This window comes from Bradyrhizobium sp. UFLA06-06 (genome assembly GCF_054820065.1).
This window is the reverse complement of record NZ_JADFUD010000033.1, coordinates 47,162-67,225: the sequence shown is the minus strand read 5'-3', so window position 1 is coordinate 67,225 and position 20,064 is coordinate 47,162. Positions and strand designations below refer to the sequence as shown.

Genomic DNA, 20,064 nt, shown 5'->3' with positions numbered 1-20,064 from the left:
CGTCGACGCGACCCGAACCGCCCGCCGCCGTCCGTCCGGCAGCGCGACGACGACGTAGGCGGGACCACGCCCCGACCGCTCCTTCAACACCTCAAGCCGGTGCCCAAATAGGAAATGATGCGGGTCAGTGATCGTGACGTGAGACACGACCCGCTCAAGAATAGGGGTACTCTGTCGTGTTCGGCGATCCCACCTACGCCGACACCGTCCTCGGCCGCCTGGTCCACAAGGCCCACCGGATCGATCTCAACGGCGAGAGCATGCGGCGAAGCTGCAAACCCGGCCGAGAGGCCTAGTAGGTGGCGCTGCGGACATGTGGCATGAAATCATCGCGGCGGAAGGAAGCCGCGAACGCAGCTTGCAGCGTCTCGGCCGACAGAGGAGAAATCCAGGGCAGTCTCCCTAACCAACGCACCCGGCCAACCTCGCAAATTGCTCTCAGAGCATCCGGATTCTTTTCCCCAACAAAGGCAATTCCGAGCACATCGATCTGACGTCTTCGGAGAGCCTCTATGGATAAGAGCGCGGAATTGGTCGTCCCGAGCGCCGTGCTAGCGCAGAGCACAACAGGGAGCCGCCAACGCTCGAAGACGTCAATGTAAAGGGTACCGCAGTTCAGCGGCTCCATCAGTCCGCCGGTCCCCTCGATCACCAGCGGCTGCTCACCGGAGGCCGGCACGTCGAGCGAATCCGTGTCGATACGAACCTCGTCGACCTCTGAGAAACCGTCGGACGAGCCGACCGCATGCAGGCGATAACGCTCTGGCAAGATTCGTTCGGCTGAAAGACCACCGAGCCGAGCGACGCACTCAGTATCGGTCTCTCCTTCCAGGCGAGCCTCAATCGGTTTCCAAAACTTCGCACCGAGGAGATTAACGAGCCCTGCGCAGAAAACCGTCTTTCCAATCCCGGCGCCCGTACCCGCCACCACAATCCGCTGCGGGCTCATCGAGCCTGACCTCTTGTCCCTTCGTCCAAAATATTCAGTATGGTCCTCACGTCTCCTCCCCATGACATTCAGCGTCGGTGAAACTCAAAAATATGGCCAATCGAGAGGGCCGCCTGTCGTTTGTGACGATCCGGCAGCCTACAATCGCGGTACGGTGATCCGGTCCCAATGGAGCACAGGTGGCTCAGTCGCCCTTTCACCTCGCCTCACTGATTTGCACAGCGGCGCGGAGTTAGGGCCATCGCACTGGGCCAAAAGGGGCCTCCCCGTATGACAGAGATTGAGCTTCGAAATTTGTCGCGCGTAGACCGCCTCTTCCCAGAGTTGAACTTGCTGTGTTGTGTCAGGTTAAGATTGCTATCGGCCTACAAATATTGTCCCGATCGTACGAAGACATCCACGTCAGGCAGGATGTGTCCTTACAGATGCAGAACGGTACGCTTCGGACATAAGTCCCGCGCGAAAATGGCTGATTTCGCCTGCTCTAATAGCGAAGACGTGCTGCATGGCCCTGACATTCACAAGTTCGCAATGGCTCAACGAAGGGATTTGTTGCTCGTTCTCAGCTTCTGCGCGACGCACTGTCCTATGAAGAGGCCAAGCCGGCTCGCTGGTTCCTCGAATCAGCTGCCGCGGAGGTCCCCGCAAAGAGCTACCCGCCTGCGCCCAAAAGAATACGGCGCGCGAGGCCAAAGCAAACTTTCTGTCGCCTTCACAGCATTGCGTGGGGCTTGATCTCGCTATAGGAACGCCCCGAGGCTACTGCGTCACGCTTATCGATCATCATGATTCGTCACATTGTCTTCTTCACAGCCAAGGATGAGGCCGGTATCGACCAGATCGTCGAAGGTCTGTCGATACTCACCTCAATACCTTATGCGCGCCGGCTCGAGATTGCGCTCAACCGCAAGAGCGATCAACTCGGCAACGATATCGACGTCGTTGTGTATGGTGAGTTCGACAGCGAGAGCGATCTGGCTGCATACAAATCGCACGATTTGTATCGAGAAGCGATCCGGCGCGTACGACCACTCCGGGAGCTGCGGCTTGCCGCTGACTACGAGCCATCAACAGATGTGCATTTCGCCGGGATGTCAGGGTTAGCCCAGATAGCACGGCCCAGGCGACCACCTGGCCGCGGATAACCCGATGAGTAGTCTAAGCGCGCCGCCGACGGGACGAAAACTGCTCATTTTCAGGACGGCATCACCTTTAGTGCGGGCTTCACAACGTGCTGCCCTTTAGTAACCGATAACCTCATGCACGTCCTGGAGATGCCGTGGATTGATCCAGTCAAGGCATTGCAATGCTTTGCGCAGCGGCCACACCTTACCTTTCTCGATAGCGCGGCAGAGCATGAGGTGCTTGGGCGCTACTCCTATCTGGCCTGCGAGCCGTTCAGCACATATTTTGTGTCGGATGGACAGGCTAGTTGGAACGACAAGATCGTTGCAGGTGATCCATGGGCCGTCCTCCGCAACCTTCTAGCCAGATATCGAGAGGCGCATCGCCCCGATCTCCCGCCGTTCCAGGGCGGCGCTGCCGGCTTCCTTGGTTACGATCTGAACCGAACGCTGGAGCGGCTGCCGCGGCCGTCGATTGTCGGTCTGCAATTGCCTCAAGCGGTACTAAATTTCTATGACGTGGTGGTCAGTTTCGATCACCGGGACCGCAAGTGCTGGATCGTCTCGACCGGATGGCCGGAGCAGGACTCCGCTCGGCGAACCGAGCGTGCGCGCCGTCGCGCCGACGAGTTTGCGGCGCTGCTAGTCAGGCCAAGGTTGCCGCCGCTCACCATTCCCAGCACTGCGGGCGCATGGCATTCGAACTTTGGCCGAGAAGGCTTCATCGCGGCGGTCCAGCGCGTCGTCGAGTTGATTCTGGCCGGGGATATATTCCAAGCGAACATCGCACAACGCTTTAGTGCCAAGATATCGCCCCTGTTCGATCCCCTCACCTTCTATTGCCAGCTGCGGTTATCGAACCCGGCACCATTCGCTGCCCTCTTGCGCTACGACAAGATGACGATTGCATCGAGCTCTCCTGAGCGGTTTCTGAAGCTCGACGGACGACAGGTCGAAACTCGCCCCATCAAGGGAACAATCGCGCGCGCCGTGGATCCGAAGGAAGATCGGCGCCGCGCCGAAATCCTCCTTGCATCCGAAAAGGACCGCGCCGAGAATATCATGATCGTCGACCTGCTGCGCAACGATCTGTCTCGCGTTTGTACGGACAATTCGGTCGAGGTTACGGCATTATGCAACCTCGAATCCTACGCTTCAGTGCACCACCTCGTCTCGGTTGTCAGGGGCGCACTTGCTGCAAATCAAGACGCCGTCGGTCTGCTTCGCGCCTGCTTTCCAGGCGGCTCCGTGACCGGAGCTCCGAAGGTGCGAGCAATGGAAATCATTGCGGACATTGAGCAAGTGGCGCGAGAGGTCTATTGCGGGGCGATTGGCTTCATCGGATTCAATGGACAGATGGATACCAACATTGCGATCCGCACCGTAATGATTGACGACGACCAGGCTGTGTTTCATGCAGGGGGCGGAATAACGGCGATGTCGGATCCGGAAGCCGAATATGAAGAGACGCTTGCCAAGGCCCAGCGACTGTTCGATGCCTTTAATGCCGATCCGTCCGGTGTATTTTGATCTTCATCATCGACAATTACGACTCCTTCGTTTTCAATATTGCGCGCTACTTCCGCAAGCTTGGTGCAGAAACCAAAGTTGTCCGGAATGACGCGATCCGCTGCGCCGATCTTGTTGCGTTCAAGCCACGGGCGATCGTCATCTCTCCCGGCCCCTGCACACCAATGGAGGCCGGGATATCCACAGCGGTTGTCCGCGAACTTTCGGGCCACATCCCAATTCTCGGCATCTGTCTTGGGCACCAGTGTATTGGGAGCGTTTTCGGCGGCCGGGTTGTGCGCGCCCGTTGTCCGATGCACGGCCGGGCTTCCGACATAGCTCACGATGGCCGAGGATTATTCAAAGAGCTCCCGTCTCCACTTTCTGTTGGACGCTACCATTCTCTGGCGATTGAACTCGGTGAGGCGGACGCGTCGCCTCTCGCGGTGACAGCCCGTTCAAATGAAGGTGAAATTATGGCTTTGTCCCATCGGCATCACCCAACCCACGGCCTGCAGTTCCACCCGGAGTCAGTACTTACCGATCAAGGTGACGCGCTGCTTATGAATTTCTTGCGCTTAGCGGAGAGTTTCCGAGCGTGAAGCCGGAGAGTTTATCGCGCAAGTGGCGCCTACTCCGCAAGATCGAATGGCAGGCTGCGTGCCTTTCGAATCTAGCCCTGTAAAACGACGAAACAGCTTCGACCTGTTGAAGGTGTAACCGAAAAGAAGAGCTCGGTTTGTACGCCGCGTACGCAACTTTTGCTTTTGCTACAGGCTGAATTGAATTACTTGAAGCCAGCACGCGTAGACCTCGCATCACCTTCATTCGGTGAATCGGGATCATCTTCTAGCCAAATTGCAAATTTGTTTTGCGAGATCCGCCAGGAGATTGGCGGTGCCTAAGCGGTATACTCTCCTACCGCTGCCCTAACGGGCGTTTCCTCCCTTGACTTGGCCGCCGGTCCTATGGATCGGCGGCTCACTTCGGTATCGGGTCAACGCTTTCAGGATTGAGGGAATCATAGATCAATCTGGAGCTCGACGACGACGGCGCTGGGGGCCATTGTGTATCGGGATTGAAACTATTTATGCAGCATAGAGGTGTGCAATTCAGCATTCGAGAAGTATTGTCGGGCGAGTGGCGCTACAGTTTTGAACTCGATGGCAAGACGATCAGTGGCCGAACCCGAACGAGGTTGGAGCTTCTTGCGGTTCGTCGGGTCAAAGATCGCATCAATCGTGAATTGAATCGCGCACGGAACATGTGAGTTGATATAGCCTCTTCCTTGGCGCGTTCGCGATCGCGATACTCTCGTTCGTTCTCGAAAGCGAGTGCGGCCTTCCGGTCGGCGGTTCTCTTCAGATGCTTCTGCGCCTTGCGGCTCGGCGACTTGCGGTATGCCTTCTTCCAACTGTCGTCTATGGCGAGACCAGCAGGCAGTTCGTGCGTTTTCCTTGAACTTCCCGCTTGAGCCCACGGGACGCTTCAGAACGACGCCCGGTGCCGCCGTGGTTCCTGCGATGACGTCTGGATCCTCACTTTCCTTTGCCGCGCCCTGATGGAAAAGATTGCTGTCCGAGCCCCAGGCTTTCAGAGCCAGCCTTCATCGACGGAGCCGCGATCGCCAAGTCGAAGAAGCCGAGCGGGGTTTGGTAAGTCTTCAGCTTCCTAGCCATGCCTAAAGCGCGGCGGGACACTTGACGGGAGACGGACGCAGAAAGCCTTTCCAGTTGGCACGGGGCCCCATGAACCGATACTCCGTTTCGGGGCGGGTCCAAATTCAAGACGGCTATCTAAACCCGGTTCCGACTGAGCAGGTCTCAAAAACAGCGATGTCGTCGGCTTTTGCCGCACCGCACAAAAAATTGCGGTGCTAGACTTATTCAACCCTCCGTCTCTCCCGGTTGACCTACACAGCCGTTCACTTATTGTTCCGCGCTGATTAAATCACCACTAAGTCCCCCCTCTGTTTGCAGCGGCATTCCATGAGAGTTGATGCACGTGAGCTATTCAAACATGTCACCGCCGAAAAGTCCGAACTCTATCGGAAGATCATGGATGCGTTCGCCGCGGCCAAGCGACAGTTCCGTCTCCATCTCAGACCCGACGAAGTTCTTGGTGAAGCGCAGTGGAATGCCGCACCTCCCAGGATCGAAGATCTTCAGGGCGCATTGGCGCAACTAACCGAATGGGGCAATCTCGAGTCGCAGCCTGACACGGCCCGTGTCGCTAGCATCAGCGATTTCTATCGTGCGCGTTTCCTCTATCGTCTTTCTGAAGGCGGGGAGGCGGTCGAGTCAGCCCTTGCTGTATTCAGCCAAGCACTAAGGCGGCGAGCCGAGCTGCAGAGCGTTGCGCTCGAAGACATCGCAAAGCAGCTGCAGGTTCTACGAAACCTCGCGCAAGAACCGGTGTTCGACGCCGCGAAAATTCATGAGACGCTGCGTGATTTGGTTCGAGTCTTCGAAGGTCTCGCCGAAAACGCCCAAGCGTTCATGGTTAGCATCGGACGCAGCATCGAGCTTCAACATTCGGATACAAACGCAATTATCGCCTACAAGAAGAGATTGATTGACTATCTTGATCGATTCATCGGTGACCTTGTCAGCCGCTCGGGTGGTATTGCGCAGCATCTTGTCGCGCTTGACCCAGTCATTAGCCCCCTTCTGCAGCAGGCGTCACAACGCGAATCGCGAGACGCGGCTCCTGTACAAGAAAACGAACAGGAAAAGCCTTCAACGCAGTCGCTTGATGCTTGGACAGAGCGATGGAAGGGACTGCGAGGATGGTTTGTCAGCGCGGGAAATGATCCGCCGCAAGGCGAAGTGTTAAGATCGAGGGCTCGATCTGCTATCCCGCATCTGCTCGCGGTCATCGCTGCATTGAACGAACGCCGCAGCGGTCGCAGCGATCGATCCGCGGACTTTCGTGTCCTTGCCCATTGGTTTGCGGATTGCGCCAGCGAGGACGAGGCACATCGGCTTGCCCGCGCTGCGTTCGCACTCAATCCGGCCCGGCACTTCCTGATCGGCGCGGAAACAAGCGATCTGCCGGCTACGACGCCTTGGAATGATGCTCCGCCCGTGCGCATACACCCGCGCTTGCGCGAATATGGCGAGATGGCTCCGCGTGGCCCGCTCCCGCGCGTGCAGGACCGTCAAGCCGAGCGAGAACGACTCCAGGCGCAATTGACGGAAGAAGATCGTGAAATCCAGGAGGCGCGCGCGCGGCTCGCGAGCGGCGAGCCCACGCGTCTGTCCGAGTTCGGCGAGCTCGATCGTCACGGGTTCCAGCTGTTTCTCACCCTGCTAGGTGAAACGCTTCCAGCGCAGACGCACCCCGACGAGGTTGTCGAACGACAAACTGGCGACGGCCTGTTGCGGGTTCGCCTGGAGCCGCTCGACGCAGACTCGACTGCAGAGATCGCAACCGAAACAGGGCTGTTCACCGGTCGCGACCACCTTCTCACCGTGACGTCCATGGAAGCGCGACATGAGTAGCGTGACGGAACAGCAGGACGGTCAAATCCGGCGTGGCGACGCCGGACGCCCGGATGGCAAGGCGACCCGCGTCCAGAGCCAGCACATTGGACTGCATCAAGCACGCTACGTGCGAGAGGAGATTTCAACCGCGCTTCGCGCTCTCTTAATGACACCGCTGATGACGTCAGCGCATCCTGATTTCACGGCTGTACGTCGACATTCCGAAACCCTCAGAGAATGGTTCGCGCGCGAAACGGGATGGATACTGAATGTCGAGCGCGACTGCGCTCGTCTTTTCAAGCGTCCTGCTGATCTTCTCGATTCCACGCGTGGCTTCCCGGATTACGATAGACGCCGCTATATCCTGTTCTGCTTGGCGTGCGCCGTCCTTGAGCGCGCTGATCCGCAGATCACGCTCCGCGTTCTTGGCGATCGGCTGCTTGCATTCGCCGCGGAGCCTTCACTGAATGCCTTTGCCTTCAGTTTTACGCTGCAGACGCACCACGAACGACGCGAACTTGTGGCCGTCTGTCGCCATCTTTTAGACATTGGTGTTCTCGTTCGCGTCGCGGGTGAGGAAGAGGGCTTCGTGCATCACATTTCCGAGACTTCCGAACATCTGCATGATGCGCTCTATGACATCCAGCGTCGCGTCCTTGCCGGGATTCTTGCCGCAGTACGCGGTCCTTCAACATGGGCCGCAGAAGAAGCGCCGCGGGATGTAGAACAGCGGTTGCAATCCCTTACCGCTGAACATGTGCCGGACAGCGACGACGGCCGCAGGACCGCTACACGGCGTGACCTGTCGCGACGCCTCCTCGACGATCCGGTCGTGTACACCGACTCACTCGATCCAGTGACGCGCGCGTACTTCTTAAATCAGCGTGGCCCGATGGGAGCTCGCCTTGCGGAAGCTGCTGGTCTCGTTCCCGAACAGCGCGCGGAGGGATTGGCGCTTGCTGACGAGACCGGAACGCTCACCGATCTTTCCATGCCGGCGGAAGGCACCGAGGCGCACGTCACGCTCCTGGTAGCCGAGCATCTTGCGGGTACGCTCCGCGATGGAGGCGAGCCTGAACATCAGATCTCAACTGAAGTCGACATCACGAATTTCATAGAGAGGGCGCGAGAACGCTATGGCCGTTATTGGCGAAAATCTGCACGGGAACCAGGCACGCAGCGTGAACTGGCACGTATCGCATTGGAGCGGTTGCGCAAGCTTCGTCTGATCTCTATGTCGGCGAACGGTGTCCGTCCGTTGCCTGCAATAAGTCGCTTCGCCGTCGGACAGGCGGAGATTCGGGAGGCCGGCACGGCGCGCAAATCAGCCGGCCAGCAAGATCACGATGCGCAATAACGGAGCCCAGCCGGACCTGCCCGCTCCCGCCCGCGAGCGGTGGCAGCCGCTTCGCCTCGGATTGGTCGATCTCTTTCACTACGACAGCGAGGAGTTCTGGTTTCGCGATGGACACCTGCTGCTTCGTGGGAACAACGGGACCGGAAAGTCCAAGGTGCTCTCCTTGTCGCTTCCATTTCTGTTTGATGCCCAGCTGAAATCGTCCAGAGTCGAACCGGACGGCGACGCGACGAAGAAGATGGCCTGGAATCTGCTGCTCGGGAAGCACGAGCGCCGGATGGGTTACACCTGGATTGAATTCGGGCGCTTGTCAGAGGACGGACAGCCACGGTATCTCACTCTGGGCAGTGGTTTGTTGGCGGTCGCGGCACGGCCGAACGTCGATAGCTGGTTCTTCATTCTTGACGGTCAGCGCATTGGTGAAGACGTGTGGCTCACGAGCCCGCAGCGTGTTGTGCTGACCAAGGAGAAGCTTCGAGAGACGCTGGCCGATCATGGGCAAGTCTACGACACGGCGGCCAGCTATCGCCGTGCGGTGGACGAACATCTCTTCCAATTGGGTCATGCGCGCTATTCGGCGTTGATGGACACACTGATCCAGCTTCGGCAACCGCAGCTATCGAAAAAGCCGGATGAAGGCAGTTTGTCGGCCGCGTTGACGGAAGCACTCCCTCCCCTGTCCACCGATCTTTTGACCGACGTGGCCGATGCGTTCAATCAACTTGAGGAAGACCGTCGCCAGCTGCAGGACTACCAAGCGCTCGCTCGTTATGTCGGTCAATTTACGGATCGGTATCGGACTTACGCTAGGACGCAAACACGACGACAGGCGCGAGGCCTGCGTAGCGCGCAAACAGGCTTCGACAATGCCAGTCGTGCAGCTAATGAAGCTCGCTCTGAGCTCGCAGCTCTAGAAGCGGCGGAGGAAGAGGCTAATGGCGCCCATAGCGCTGCAGAAGAGATCGTGGCCACAAACCGAACGCGCTGGGAAGTGCTGCTATCTGACCCGGCGAACAAGGACGCAAATCGACTGGATTCTGCCGCAAGAGAAGCGAGCGATCGCAAACGTGAGGCCGAACAGGCCGACGCAAGGTCAACGGCATCGAAGAGCCGCTTTGTCAGCGAACAAGGCGCTACATTTGAACGGGGCGAACGCCTCGCCAGCATAGGCGGCCAGGTACTTGACGTTAGAAAGGCCGCCTTGCCGCTCGCTCAGCTCAGTGGCACCGACCAACAGTGGAACCAGGGACTTCTGACCGGGTCGGATATCGCCGAGCTCGCTGAATTGAACGAGCTGGCTTGCGAAGCTGCAAAAAGCGATCTGCGGCAAATCATTGAGCGACGTCGTGGACAGGTTGCGCATGTGAGGAGTCTACGGGGAGCCGTCGACGAGGCCGAGCGGGATCATGACGCGAAGGATCGGTCACATCAGGAGCGGCAGGAGGAAGCGAAGGCAGCCCAGGCCCGACGTGATGCAGCGGATCAGGCCGTGGAAAGTGAGGGACGTGCACATCTTGATGCCTGGGCGACGCACTTTGGTACGCTGCAGCAATTGACGTTGCGAGATGCACAAGGATCGCTGAACTTGCTCGCGACGTGGGTTGTTACCCTGGAGGGGGAGAACCCGGCGCGCGGTTCGTTGCAAGAAGCTCAGCAGGTCGCCAGCGAGCGCCTCGCCACGCGCCGTTCGGCGCTCGTCGCTGAACGACGGGCAATCGAGAACGAAGAGGCGGATCTAACGGCCGAGCGTGAGCGCCTTGAAAAAGGCGTGGACGCTGTACCGTCCATTCCGCCATTTCGCGCGGCGGGGGTTCGAGTTGACCGCCGTGGCGCGCCTCTGTGGCAGCTGGTTGATTTCCACGAGCGTCTTGATGCCTCGGAGCGCGCCGGCCTCGAAGCCGCACTTGAGGCATCGGGACTTCTCGATGCATGGGTCGAGCCTGACGGAACTGTGCACATTCCGAGTGGGCCGCGACGGCTCCATGATACGGAACTGGTAGGACGTCCGTGTCAGGTGGAAACGTTGGCGCACTGGCTGCAGCCTGCGGGAGATCAAGTCTCGGCGGACATTGTCACAAGCCTGCTACTTGGCATGAGCTGCACGGAGCAAGATAGCGGCGAGGCGGAGACCTGGCTATCGCCGACCGGATGCTTCCGAATTGGCGCGCTCTCCGGCGCCTGGTCCAAACCCGTTGCAATCTATATAGGTTATGCTGCCCGCGCCGCGGCTCGCGCGCGCCGGCTTGAGGCTATCTCGGTCAGGCTTGAGGAGCTCGCTCAAGCACGAGCTGCTCTGGAAGATCGTTTTTCGGAGCAAGCGCGCGACCAAGAGCGTGCCGCGGAGGAGTGGCGTGGTGCCCCTGGAGACGATTCATTGCGAGCCTGCCACGCCGAAGTAACATCGGCTGCCCGTGAATTTACCTCGGCTTCCGGTCGGCTCGAGCAAGCCGCGCAAAGACTGGCGGAATCTGTCGAGCGCCGAAGCAGTGCGCGCTCGATCCTGCATAAGGACGCTCAGGACCTGCATCTTCCCGACGACTACGCTCAATTGAACGCCGTCGACACCACGCTTGCGCAGCTGACGGAAAAGGTATTTGCGCTCGCTCATGCGGCTCGCGAGTTGCGCCAGGCTCAATCGGAATTGCTGAAACAACAGAACCGTGAACGAGATGCCAAACAAGAAGCGGACGCAAATATTGCGCACGCAATCGAGCAGGGGCGCAATGCCAGCGAGGCGAGGATACGGCTGGAGACGCTGCAAGAAACCGTAGGCGCGAAGGTTGCCGAATTACAAGCCAAGCTTGAGACCGCCCGAACCGCGCTCGAGCTCAGCGAAGCTGATTTGAAGAGAAAGGGAGCAATTGCCCGAAGCGCGAGTGAGGAACGGGCGCGGGCGGAGCAAAAAGTGACCTCAGCCGACGAGCTATTGCAGGAGCGGATTGCAGGGCGTCAACAAGCCGTTGCTCGATTGCAGGGATTTGCTGCAACCGACCTTCTGCCGATCGCCCTTCCTGAAATTGACCTACCTGACTCTCGAGCAGCATGGACGATTGAGCCGGCGCTGACGCTCGCGCGCCGAGCCGAACAGGCCCTATCAGACGTTCCGCATGATGATGAGGCGTGGAAGCGGATCCAAAGTCATCTCTCTGTGGATTACACCGAACTCAGCCGCGCCCTTAGCGCGCTCGGTCACCAGGCCCAAATGGACCAAACGGCCGACTATGGACTGGTGGTCACTGTCGTCTATCAAAATCGGCCGGAAAGGCCGGATCGGCTTACGGAACGGCTCAAGCATGAAATTGCTCAGCGTCGGGAGCTGCTGACGGCACGCGAGCGAGAGATACTGGAAAATCACCTCCAGGCCGAGATTGCCGCGGCGATCCAGCGATTGATGCAGGATGCAGCTCGGAAAGTCGATGCCATCAACGAGGAGCTGTACAAGCGACCAACGTCGACCGGAGTCCGCTTCAGGCTGCAGTGGCTTCCGCTGGCCGAGGGGGCCGAGGGGGCGCCCGTTGGATTGGATGCTGCCCGAAAGCGGCTGTTGAACACAAGCACGGATCTTTGGAGTCCCGAGGACCGCAGCGTGGTCGGAGCCATGTTGCAGGATCGAATCGATATCGAGCGGGCGAATGCGGATTCGACGACGGGCGGTAGCCTTCTCGATCAATTGAGCCGAGCTCTCGACTATCGTCATTGGCACCGGTTCACCGTCCAACGTTGGCAGGACAAGCAGTGGCGCAAGCTGTCCGGGCCTGCATCGAGCGGCGAACGCGCGCTTGGCCTGACGGTCCCGTTGTTCGCGGCGGTCGCCAGCTTTTATAGCCAGAGCGGCTCGCCCCACTCTCCGCGCCTCGTGTTGCTCGACGAGGTTTTTGCCGGCATTGACGATTCTGCGCGGGCCCACTGCATGGCATTGATTCGTGAGTTCGACCTCGATTTCGTCGTAACAAGCGAACGCGAGTGGGGGTGCTATGCTGAACTACCCGGCGTCTCGATCTGCCACCTTCAGAGAATTGAGAATATCGATGCAGTACACGTCTCCCGTTGGACCTGGGATGGCCGCGCCAAGCAGCGTGAAAATGATCCAAATCGAAGGTTTGCAGGCGCATGATTGAAGGGGACGGCCGTCTCCAGCGTCTGCTCGGCGGCGATGCGCGGGCTCCACTTAGAAAGCGTCTTCGACAGCGCTTCGAGCGAGGCCCCGTGGATGGAAAGATACAGGGGTTTCGGCTTTCGAATCTCAGCAGCGCCGAGCATGCGGCACTTGCCGGGCTGATGGGTCGACCGACTCGTTTCTCAAGTTCCATGCAGGTCGATGTGCAAATGATCGACGCCGCCTTGAGCCGAGCAGGTGTCGCACCGTCACTGCGCGACGCGCTGGAATCAATAGACGGTCCGATCATTCACGCAGAGACGGCTCGGGCCGAGTTGAGAGCAGGATGGTCGAAGGCGCTGTCTGGCGCAACCCATCAGGATCTTTCGAGCTTTCTCCAAACGCCCTTCGGGATGGGCCTGGTGAAGCGGCTCTCGAATGGTGACACAGACGTCGCCACCCGACTTTGCTCGCAGGCAGATATTGTGCTCAAGCTTCTACCAGCCAAGGGTATGACCCGGGCACAGCTGGCGGCGAAAAGCCTTGGCGACGCGCACGCGCTCGACACGGGACAAGCCGTAGCGACGTTGGTACTCGCGATTTGGCGCAAGGTGAATCTCGACCGGGACATTTGCGACGACGCGCCAGCGCTTGAGAGCGCCAGGGTTCGCGACAATGGCGAGGAGCGGATTCGTGACATTTGGGCCAAGGCAGGAATTCTGGTCAATGAACTCGCACGGCCTGCCCTGTTTTTGAACCTCCAGATCAGCAGCGGCCGCTTGTTGCCGCTGCCGTCAGGCGAGCCAACTTACGCCTCACTGCGCTTTTTGTTGCGGTCCGATCCCCTCTGGATGGTCAAAGGACAAGACATCTACGTTTGTGAAAACCCGAATGTTCTCGCGATCGCAGCCGACGAACTTGGCGTGAACTGTGCGCCCATGGTGTGCACTGAGGGAATGCCTGCCGCCGCCCAACGCGCCATATTGCAGCAACTCGCAATCGCGGGCGCCCGCCTGCACTATCATGGAGATTTTGATTGGCCAGGCTTGCGCATCGCCAATCACGTCATCCGTGAGTTTGGGGCCGTACCCTGGCGGTTCGACGCCAAGGAATATGTGGCGGCAGTGGCACGAGCGCCGCGTCCCGGCTTTGCATTAGCCGGCCTCGAGGTCCACGCCTTATGGGACGATGCTTTGACAGCATCGATGCGAACCCACGGTCTTGCGATCGCCGAAGAGAGCCTGACCGACGACTTGTTACAGGATCTGGCTCGATGATCGTCCGATCTACCCTCGTCATACACGGGCCATTGGCGACACGAATGCAGCGTCTTGCGGCGGCGCGCCAGGGAAACATCGGACGTGAAATCCTTACCCTTCCACTTGTCGCCGCACGTCTCGCCGGCGGTTTTATAGCCCCGGTAACGACTGGAGTTCTCTATCCTGCGATTCAGGCGGCATTGGCCGGCGGAAGTTCCCAGGACCTCGGTAACGTCCCAAGCCTGCCGGGGATGCCCGCGCCGTTCATCAGGCGCTCGATGCGGTGTGGCGTACCTTTCATCCCTTCCCCATGACGTCGATCGCTTTGCTGATCTGTTGCTGCTCGAGACCCGCTTAAGGGAACTTCTTCCTTCCTCCAGGAGACTGCCGCGTGATCTGCGTGACGCCGCGATGTCGCGCGTGTTCCGGTCGAACCTGCTTGGGCCTGTCACATGGAAGGGATTGTCGAGACCGACGCGGTCTGGCGCCTTTTGCTCAACGAAATCGCTAGGTTGACCGATCTTGCGTGGGATACCCCTGTCCAGAGTGAGAATGCATGGTTCAAAGGCACGGTTTGCCGTAGACCTCAATTGCTCCGGCCGACGTTTCGGCTGGCCACATGCTCCAGCTTGATTTCTGGCGCCGATTTCTGAATGCGCATTGCTTCGCGAAGAGACTGGATCTCTATGGGACGCGGCTCGCCCTCATGCACAGCACCGCCCAAGACGAATACCTTCAGCTCCGCAACATTCAGGCGACCATCATCGACGATATGCAATCTGCGGATATATTCGGTTTCATCGTGATAAAATGTATAAACGCTGTCGGCTTTGGTTAGCCCATGTAGCCGTATTCCTGTATCTCTCAGCTCATCGATATCCATCTGAATGGTCCTTAGCATAGACGACCTCATCGGGTTTTCGTCCATGAGGCTGGAAAAGCGCAGGGCAGCTGCAGCAGCGCTGGTCAACATGATGGAGATCGTCGATGCCAGCCACTTGGCCGGGCTACGCCGGCTGTGCCGATAGTGGCGACGGCAATTGCACGACAACCCCCTGATGGCTCCTTTCGCAGGCGGCTGTTGACAAGTGACTATAGGTATATTACTATAATTGTGTGTGAATGATCTACTGCGCACGATCAAACCCACCGTATTCGTGGGTTCGAGCAAGAAAGACCTGCGGGCATTTCCCGCGGCCGTCCGAAGCGAGATCGGCCAGTCCCTTTTCGAAGCGCAGCTTGGCGAACACCCGCGCAACGCGAAGCCTCTGAAGGGCTTTGGCGGGGTTTTGGAGATTCGCGACAATTTCGACGGTGATACCTACCGCACCGTCTACACAACGCCTTTAGAGGGCGTCCTGTACGTCCTGCACGCATTCCAGAAAAAGTCCACCAGCGGCATTGCCACACCGCAAAGACACATTGACTTGGTCCGGCAGCGCCGACGCGACGCCGAGGCCATTCGCAGGGCAACAAAGGGAGACCGATGATGAGCACGAAGAAGAAGCTGCCCGCCCATAGCCGGGGCTCCGGCAACATTTTCGCTGATCTCGGCCTGCCGAACGCCGAGGAGCACCAGCTCAAGGCTGCTCTCGTTGTTCAGCTGAAGCGGTTGATGGCGGAGCGGGAGATTACCCAGACCGAAGCCGCCAAACTCGTCGAGATGAAGCAGCCGGACCTGTCCAAATTGCTTCGGGGGCACCTCAAGCTGGTTTCGGTGGAAAAGCTGCTGCGGATGCTGACAGCGTTCGATCAGGATGTCGAAATAACGGTAAAGCCACATCGGAAGCGTGGCGAGGTCGGCCGGATCACATTCATTCCGGCCTAGTACTACGTTGAGCGGGAGGGGTCATGACATTCAAAGCGACCGCGGCTGGGGCCGCGCATGAACCTACCCTTCACTGTCCCAATTGCAACCACGAGATTCGGCTCACCGAATCGCTCGCCGCTCCCCTCCTCGCGGAGACCCGGCAGCGTTTCCAGGAACAACTCGCCAGCAAGGACGCCGAGGTCGCACGAAAGACCGAAGCAATCCAACAGGAGCGCGAGAAGCTTCAAAAGGATCGTGAACAGGTCGAAGACCAGGTCGCCAGCCGACTGGCGGCGGAGCGAAGCCAACTCGTCGCCGCAGAAGCGAAAAAGGCGCGCGAGACAGCCGCGGCCGAAGTCCAGGCCCGGACGAACGAGGCGGCCGAGCTTCGCCAAATGCTCGACGCGAACAACGCCAAATTGGCGGAGGCGCAGCAGGCGCAGGCCGAACTCATCCGCAAGCAACGCGCACTCGATGAAGAGAAGCGCGAGCTTGACCTGACCATTGAGAAACGCGTTCAGGCGCAGATTGACCCGATCCAGATCAAGGCCAGGCAGGAGGCCGACGAGGCGGCACGGCTGCGCGTCGCCGAAAAGGACCAGACCATTGAATCAATGACGCGCACCATCGAGGAGCTGAAACGCAAGGCTGAACAAGGATCGCAGCAGTCCCAGGGCGAGGTGCTGGAGCTTGAGCTGGAGGAATTACTTCGCGGCCGGTTTCCGACCGACACGATTGAGCCGGTCGGAAAAGGCGAGCTTGGCGCCGACGTGATCCAGCAGGTCAACGGGTCGATTGGCCAGCCTGCTGGCATTATTCTCTGGGAGACGAAGCGTACCAAGGCGTGGAGCGACGGCTGGCTTGCGAAGTTGCGGGACGACCAGCGCCGCTCCGGCGCCGACGTCGCCTTGATCATCTCCCATGTCTTGCCTAAACATATCGAGCAGTTCGACCTGGTCGACGGCATCTGGGTGGCTCATCCGCGTTGCGCATTGCCCGTAGCGGTTGCGCTCCGCCAAGCGCTGATCGACGTGAGCACCTCGCGCCTCGTCCAACAAGGTCAACAGACCAAAATGGAGCAGGTCTACCACTACCTGACGGGAACGAAATTTCGGCAGCGTGTCGACGCCGTAGTCGAGAAGTTCAACGACATGCGCGAAGATCTCGACAAGGAACGCAAATTTATGGGACGCCAGTGGGCCAAGCGGGAGACCCAGATACTGGCCGTCATCGATTCCACGGTGGGAATGATCGGCGACCTTCAGGCCATCGCTGGAAAAGCCATGCCGGAGATTCCGAGTTTGGAGGTGCCATTGCTGGAAAATGACAGCGAACTGGAGCGAAAGCTAGGATAGCACTGCAGCTGGTGCTCCGGAGCCACACTGCTAATCGCAGATGCGATTATGTCAGTTTTCGGAGTCGATCGGCTAGTTGAGCGTACCGGACACCGTTTCCGTCGGAGAAATGCCCGCACCACGCGGCAAGGAACAGCTTCTCTAAATCAAATCTCTTTTCGCGCCGTAGAATGATGGCAATGCGCCAGGGATAGTACGGCGCCGGGACTTCGCCCATCTTCAGGTACTTGGAAAATGCGTCGGCAACGATGGCCGTCTGCTCTCCGAGATTGTTATCAATTGCCTTCAGGTGGTGTCCGAATTCGCCTTCGCTTAGCGAAAGAAAAGCGGGTCCGGACGAGGCTTGATTGCAGCTTTCGCCGCTCGCAAGCATTCGCTCGATAACGGCACGCTGATTGGCGGACATCTACCTCGACCTTATCGGGAGGCAGCTAAGGGAAGCGAAGCCGGCAGCGGCGGCCGCGCGGGATGGATTTGCCGATCCGGCACCCGAAGGGCCGAAGGGAAACCGTTTCCGCCGGTTCTGTGGGTTCCCAGCCTTCGGGCGCGTCCCGCCAGCGGGACCGGGCTCTCGCGAGCCGTCGTCTCGGAACCTTTGGGCTACGGGGGGAGGTCTGAGTGCATATGGAATCGAGCAGAGTCAATTGGTTACTACTAGTTTTCACTCGAAATAGCCATTTCAGCGAATGCTGAAGACGATCTTTTCAGTGAAAATTGCTTGACTATTTTCACTGGTATGGCTATTTTCAGCAAATGCTGAAACCATACCCCACAGTGAAATTCGAGAAGGAAGCCGCCCACCGGCTGCAAGCCGTTTTGGCCGAAGTCCCGTTCCTCTCCGTGGTGGCCGTCAAGCAGAACGTCATTGACCCTGATCATCGCTGGGAGCTCGACCTGCTCGTTGAAGTCAAGTCGAATGGACGCCCCCAGAAGATCGTTTGCGAGTTCAAGAGCAATGGCCAGCCGCGCATCGTGCGGGCCGCGATTGACCAGCTCCGGCACTACGTAAAGAGCCTCGACAAGGGCGCGTACGGCGTCGTCATCGCGCCCTACCTGTCGCCCGCCGCGCAGGGCCTCTGCCGTGAAGAGAATATTGGCTTCCTAGACTTTGAAGGCAATTGCCGTCTGGTCTTCGGGGGCGTGTTCATCGAACGCGCGGTTCCTCTCAAGCCCGCGACCGAGCGCCGCGAAATCAAATCGATCTTTGCACCAAAGTCCGCCCAGATTCTCCGTCTGCTGCTACGCGATCCCAAACGTGCCTGGAAGGTCGCCGAGCTTGCCGAACAAGCTAATGTGAGCCTCGGCCATGTCAGCAATGTCCGCCATGCCTTGATTGACCGCGAATGGGCAAGCACCGACCGCGAAGGGCTTAGCCTTATTCGTCCCGACGCGCTGCTCGATAGCTGGCGGGCGGTCTATGAAAAGCCACCAGGCCAGCAGCTTCTCTTTTACACCACCTCACACGGCAGCGCCTTGCAACAGCGCCTGCCGAACGTCCTCGAAGAGGCCAGCCGCAAGGGTGAGGCCATGCTGGCCTCCTTCTCGGCGGCGCAGTGGCTCGCGCCATACGCCCGTATAAGTACCAACTATTTTTACGCCGATGAGAAGGGCCTCTCGGTACTCAAAGAGCGCCTTGATTTGTCCTCCCCGGCACGCGGTGAGAATGTTAGCGTCCTGCAAGTCGAGGACGAGGGACTCTTTCGGGATTCCATCGAGCCCGCGCCGTATGTCCGGTGCACGAGCCCCGTCCAGACCTACCTTGACCTCTACGTAGCCGGAGAGCGCGGAAGGGAAGCCGCCGAGCATCTCCGCGAGGAAAAGCTCCAATGGCAAAAGAAGTGAAGCCCGAGCCGCAGTCCGCTGCCGACTACGACGAGCGCACCACGGCGGCCGTGAAATCCGTGCTGGTCGAAATGGGCCAGATCCTCGGCAGCTTCAAGGGCAAGTTCGCGGTCATCGGCGGCGCTGTGCCCTGGCTCCTGCTTGAGAACGAGGACATGGCCCATGTCGGCACGCTCGATATCGACATCGCGCTCGATGCCGCAGCCCTCAAGGACGACGCCGAATACAAGGCGCTCATCGAAAGCCTAATGGAGAACGGCTACGACCAGCGCACCGAGCTCAAGAAGTTTCAGCTCGTGCGACAGGTCGTCCCCAACGACGGCAGCCCGCCCATCGACGTGATCGTCGATTTCCTGATGCCGCGCCATGTCGAGCTCACCAAGAACAAGCCGGCCCTCATTGAGAATTTTGCCGTTCAGCGCGCAGACGGCGCCGATCTTGCGCTCCAGTTTTATCAGATGGTGGCGATCGACGGCTCGATGCCCTCGGGCGGCAAGAACCGCGTCGAGATCGCGATCGCCTCGATCTCGGCTCTTCTGGCCATGAAGGGCTATGCCATCCAAAACCGGCATAAGCAGAAGGACGCCTACGATATCTATTACTGCATCCGCAATTACCCCGGCGGGCTGCAGGCGCTCGCCGCGGATTGCAAGCCGCTGCTCGAGTTGGCGGAAGGCAAACAAGGCTACGCCCACATCGCCGGAAAGTTTGTCAAGGAAGATGCCTACGGCCCAACGTCGGTGCGGAAGTTCGTCGAGGAAACGAATCTCCTCGGAGACCGTACCCCCGATCAATGGCAACAGGACGCTTTCGGACAGGTGCAGGCCTGGCTGAAGGCCTTGGGGCTGGTCTAGCGGGAACAAGCCCATGGCAAAAACACAGGGCCCTTACGGCGACCGATGCAAGAGCGGCGATGCGCTCTATCCCGCTGCTCGCCGTCGATACGACGGACGTTTTCGATGAGATCGCCGCGGCCAAGCACGAACCGCGGCGAGGTCGGATGCAGGCGGCGCGCGGGGAGGTGCTCGCCGCCTATCAGGGCTACGAGGGTGTCGCTCGATTTCAAATCCCGCGTCGTCAATCTCGACGGCAAGGAGTTCGCAATCATGCGATGGATGGGACCCAGCAAGCCGTTCATCGAAAAATGGAAGCGTGCATCAGCCCACGTCTTCTTCAACGCCGGCGCCTATATCTTTTACCTTGCCGGCCCCGGCGTGGCTTCCCGTCTGGGTGCCCCTGAAGCGCGGCGAATTCGCCCTCTGTGCCCTGACACGCGAT

16 protein-coding genes and 2 pseudogenes are annotated in these 20,064 nt (G+C 59.2%); 13 read left to right on the top strand and 5 right to left on the bottom strand.

Annotation, left to right across the window (positions count from 1 at the left end):
- Positions 1-176 precede the first annotated feature (176 nt).
- Positions 177-296, top strand: a pseudogene (locus tag IF803_RS25935) (ATP-binding protein); the annotation flags it as partial.
- On the opposite strand, the gene IF803_RS25930 reads toward IF803_RS25935, so the two are convergent.
- The gene (locus IF803_RS25930) at positions 293-949 is read right to left on the bottom strand and encodes a dethiobiotin synthase (RefSeq protein ID WP_026192348.1); all 657 of its coding nucleotides are present in this window, start codon (positions 947-949) and stop codon (positions 293-295) included. The pseudogene IF803_RS25935 and the gene IF803_RS25930 overlap by 4 nt on opposite strands.
- 785 nt (positions 950-1,734) lie before the next feature.
- Between IF803_RS25930 and IF803_RS25925 the strand changes: the two genes are divergently transcribed.
- The 3 genes from IF803_RS25925 (at position 1,735) to IF803_RS25915 (ending at position 4,184) form a co-directional block, all read left to right on the top strand.
- Complete coding sequence (locus IF803_RS25925; RefSeq protein ID WP_018270042.1) at positions 1,735-2,094, top strand: Dabb family protein; 360 nt, start codon at positions 1,735-1,737, stop codon at positions 2,092-2,094.
- Between the two features lie 114 nt (positions 2,095-2,208).
- On the top strand, positions 2,209-3,603 hold the full coding sequence (pabB, locus tag IF803_RS25920; protein ID WP_461193953.1) for an aminodeoxychorismate synthase component I: 1,395 nt from the start codon (positions 2,209-2,211) through the stop codon (positions 3,601-3,603).
- Complete coding sequence (locus IF803_RS25915; RefSeq protein ID WP_018270040.1) at positions 3,600-4,184, top strand: anthranilate synthase component II; 585 nt, start codon at positions 3,600-3,602, stop codon at positions 4,182-4,184. The genes pabB and IF803_RS25915 overlap by 4 nt, the downstream gene beginning before the upstream one ends.
- A gap of 676 nt (positions 4,185-4,860) precedes the next feature.
- On the opposite strand, the pseudogene IF803_RS25910 reads toward IF803_RS25915, so the two are convergent.
- Positions 4,861-5,261 (bottom strand): annotated as a pseudogene (locus tag IF803_RS25910) (cell envelope biogenesis protein TolA); the annotation flags it as partial.
- Between the two features lie 309 nt (positions 5,262-5,570).
- Between IF803_RS25910 and IF803_RS25905 the strand changes: the two are divergent.
- Genes IF803_RS25905 through IF803_RS25890 form a run of 4 tightly spaced genes read left to right on the top strand, consistent with a single transcriptional unit; the run spans position 5,571 to position 13,797 of the window.
- Positions 5,571-7,085: a TIGR02677 family protein gene (locus IF803_RS25905; RefSeq protein ID WP_018270039.1), complete on the top strand. Its 1,515-nt coding sequence runs from the start codon at positions 5,571-5,573 to the stop codon at positions 7,083-7,085.
- Complete coding sequence (locus IF803_RS25900) at positions 7,078-8,424, top strand: TIGR02678 family protein (protein WP_080586169.1); 1,347 nt, start codon at positions 7,078-7,080, stop codon at positions 8,422-8,424. The genes IF803_RS25905 and IF803_RS25900 overlap by 8 nt, the downstream gene beginning before the upstream one ends.
- Positions 8,414-12,538, top strand: a complete 4,125-nt coding sequence (locus IF803_RS25895) for a TIGR02680 family protein (protein ID WP_461193951.1) — start codon at positions 8,414-8,416, stop codon at positions 12,536-12,538. Before IF803_RS25900 ends, IF803_RS25895 begins: the two co-directional genes overlap by 11 nt.
- Positions 12,535-13,797 carry a TIGR02679 family protein gene (locus tag IF803_RS25890; RefSeq protein WP_461193950.1) on the top strand — a complete coding sequence of 421 codons (1,263 nt, stop codon included), beginning with the start codon at positions 12,535-12,537 and terminating at the stop codon, positions 13,795-13,797. Before IF803_RS25895 ends, IF803_RS25890 begins: the two co-directional genes overlap by 4 nt.
- Positions 13,798-14,365: 568 nt before the next feature.
- Here the strand turns inward: IF803_RS25890 and IF803_RS25885 are convergent.
- Positions 14,366-14,752, bottom strand: a complete 387-nt coding sequence (locus IF803_RS25885; RefSeq protein WP_461193948.1) for a hypothetical protein — start codon at positions 14,750-14,752, stop codon at positions 14,366-14,368.
- 145 nt (positions 14,753-14,897) lie between these two features.
- Here IF803_RS25885 and IF803_RS25880 point away from each other — a divergent pair, with 145 nt between their 5' ends.
- The 3 genes from IF803_RS25880 to IF803_RS25870 are packed head-to-tail and all read left to right on the top strand — an operon-like array spanning position 14,898 to position 16,944.
- Positions 14,898-15,269 carry a type II toxin-antitoxin system RelE/ParE family toxin gene (locus IF803_RS25880; protein ID WP_461193947.1) on the top strand — a complete coding sequence of 124 codons (372 nt, stop codon included), beginning with the start codon at positions 14,898-14,900 and terminating at the stop codon, positions 15,267-15,269.
- Positions 15,266-15,607 carry a helix-turn-helix domain-containing protein gene (locus tag IF803_RS25875; protein ID WP_461193946.1) on the top strand — a complete coding sequence of 114 codons (342 nt, stop codon included), beginning with the start codon at positions 15,266-15,268 and terminating at the stop codon, positions 15,605-15,607. The genes IF803_RS25880 and IF803_RS25875 overlap by 4 nt, the downstream gene beginning before the upstream one ends.
- 23 nt (positions 15,608-15,630) lie before the next feature.
- Positions 15,631-16,944 (top strand): DUF2130 domain-containing protein, encoded by a 1,314-nt coding sequence (locus tag IF803_RS25870; RefSeq protein WP_168857697.1) that lies wholly within the window; start codon positions 15,631-15,633, stop codon positions 16,942-16,944.
- Positions 16,945-16,990: 46 nt separating this feature from the next.
- On the opposite strand, the gene IF803_RS25865 is transcribed toward IF803_RS25870, so the two are convergent.
- Positions 16,991-17,350, bottom strand: coding sequence for a hypothetical protein (locus IF803_RS25865; protein ID WP_209946064.1), 360 nt, complete (start codon positions 17,348-17,350; stop codon positions 16,991-16,993).
- Positions 17,351-17,658: 308 nt separating this feature from the next.
- Here IF803_RS25865 and IF803_RS25860 point away from each other — a divergent pair, with 308 nt between their 5' ends.
- Positions 17,659-18,786 carry a type IV toxin-antitoxin system AbiEi family antitoxin gene (locus IF803_RS25860; protein ID WP_197971328.1) on the top strand — a complete coding sequence of 376 codons (1,128 nt, stop codon included), beginning with the start codon at positions 17,659-17,661 and terminating at the stop codon, positions 18,784-18,786.
- The gene (locus IF803_RS25855; protein WP_461193945.1) at positions 18,783-19,640 is read left to right on the top strand and encodes a hypothetical protein; all 858 of its coding nucleotides are present in this window, start codon (positions 18,783-18,785) and stop codon (positions 19,638-19,640) included. The genes IF803_RS25860 and IF803_RS25855 overlap by 4 nt, the downstream gene beginning before the upstream one ends.
- On the opposite strand, the gene IF803_RS25850 is transcribed toward IF803_RS25855, so the two are convergent.
- Entirely contained in the window at positions 19,637-19,963 is a 327-nt protein-coding gene (locus tag IF803_RS25850; RefSeq protein ID WP_168857680.1) for a hypothetical protein, read from the bottom strand. The genes IF803_RS25855 and IF803_RS25850 overlap by 4 nt on opposite strands.
- Positions 19,964-20,064: the final 101 nt, after the last annotated feature.

Coding starts and splice junctions, on each gene's coding strand:
- IF803_RS25875 (WP_461193946.1), top strand. CDS start 15,266: ATGATGAGCACGAAGAAGAAGCTGCCCGCCCATAGCCGGGGCTCCGGC.
- IF803_RS25905 (WP_018270039.1), top strand. CDS start 5,571: ATGAGAGTTGATGCACGTGAGCTATTCAAACATGTCACCGCCGAAAAG.
- IF803_RS25890 (WP_461193950.1), top strand. CDS start 12,535: ATGATTGAAGGGGACGGCCGTCTCCAGCGTCTGCTCGGCGGCGATGCG.
- IF803_RS25885 (WP_461193948.1), bottom strand. CDS start 14,752: ATGTTGACCAGCGCTGCTGCAGCTGCCCTGCGCTTTTCCAGCCTCATG.
- IF803_RS25870 (WP_168857697.1), top strand. CDS start 15,631: ATGACATTCAAAGCGACCGCGGCTGGGGCCGCGCATGAACCTACCCTT.
- IF803_RS25930 (WP_026192348.1), bottom strand. CDS start 949: ATGAGCCCGCAGCGGATTGTGGTGGCGGGTACGGGCGCCGGGATTGGA.
- IF803_RS25925 (WP_018270042.1), top strand. CDS start 1,735: ATGATTCGTCACATTGTCTTCTTCACAGCCAAGGATGAGGCCGGTATC.
- IF803_RS25900 (WP_080586169.1), top strand. CDS start 7,078: ATGAGTAGCGTGACGGAACAGCAGGACGGTCAAATCCGGCGTGGCGAC.
- pabB (WP_461193953.1), top strand. CDS start 2,209: ATGCACGTCCTGGAGATGCCGTGGATTGATCCAGTCAAGGCATTGCAA.
- IF803_RS25895 (WP_461193951.1), top strand. CDS start 8,414: ATGCGCAATAACGGAGCCCAGCCGGACCTGCCCGCTCCCGCCCGCGAG.
- IF803_RS25865 (WP_209946064.1), bottom strand. CDS start 17,350: ATGTCCGCCAATCAGCGTGCCGTTATCGAGCGAATGCTTGCGAGCGGC.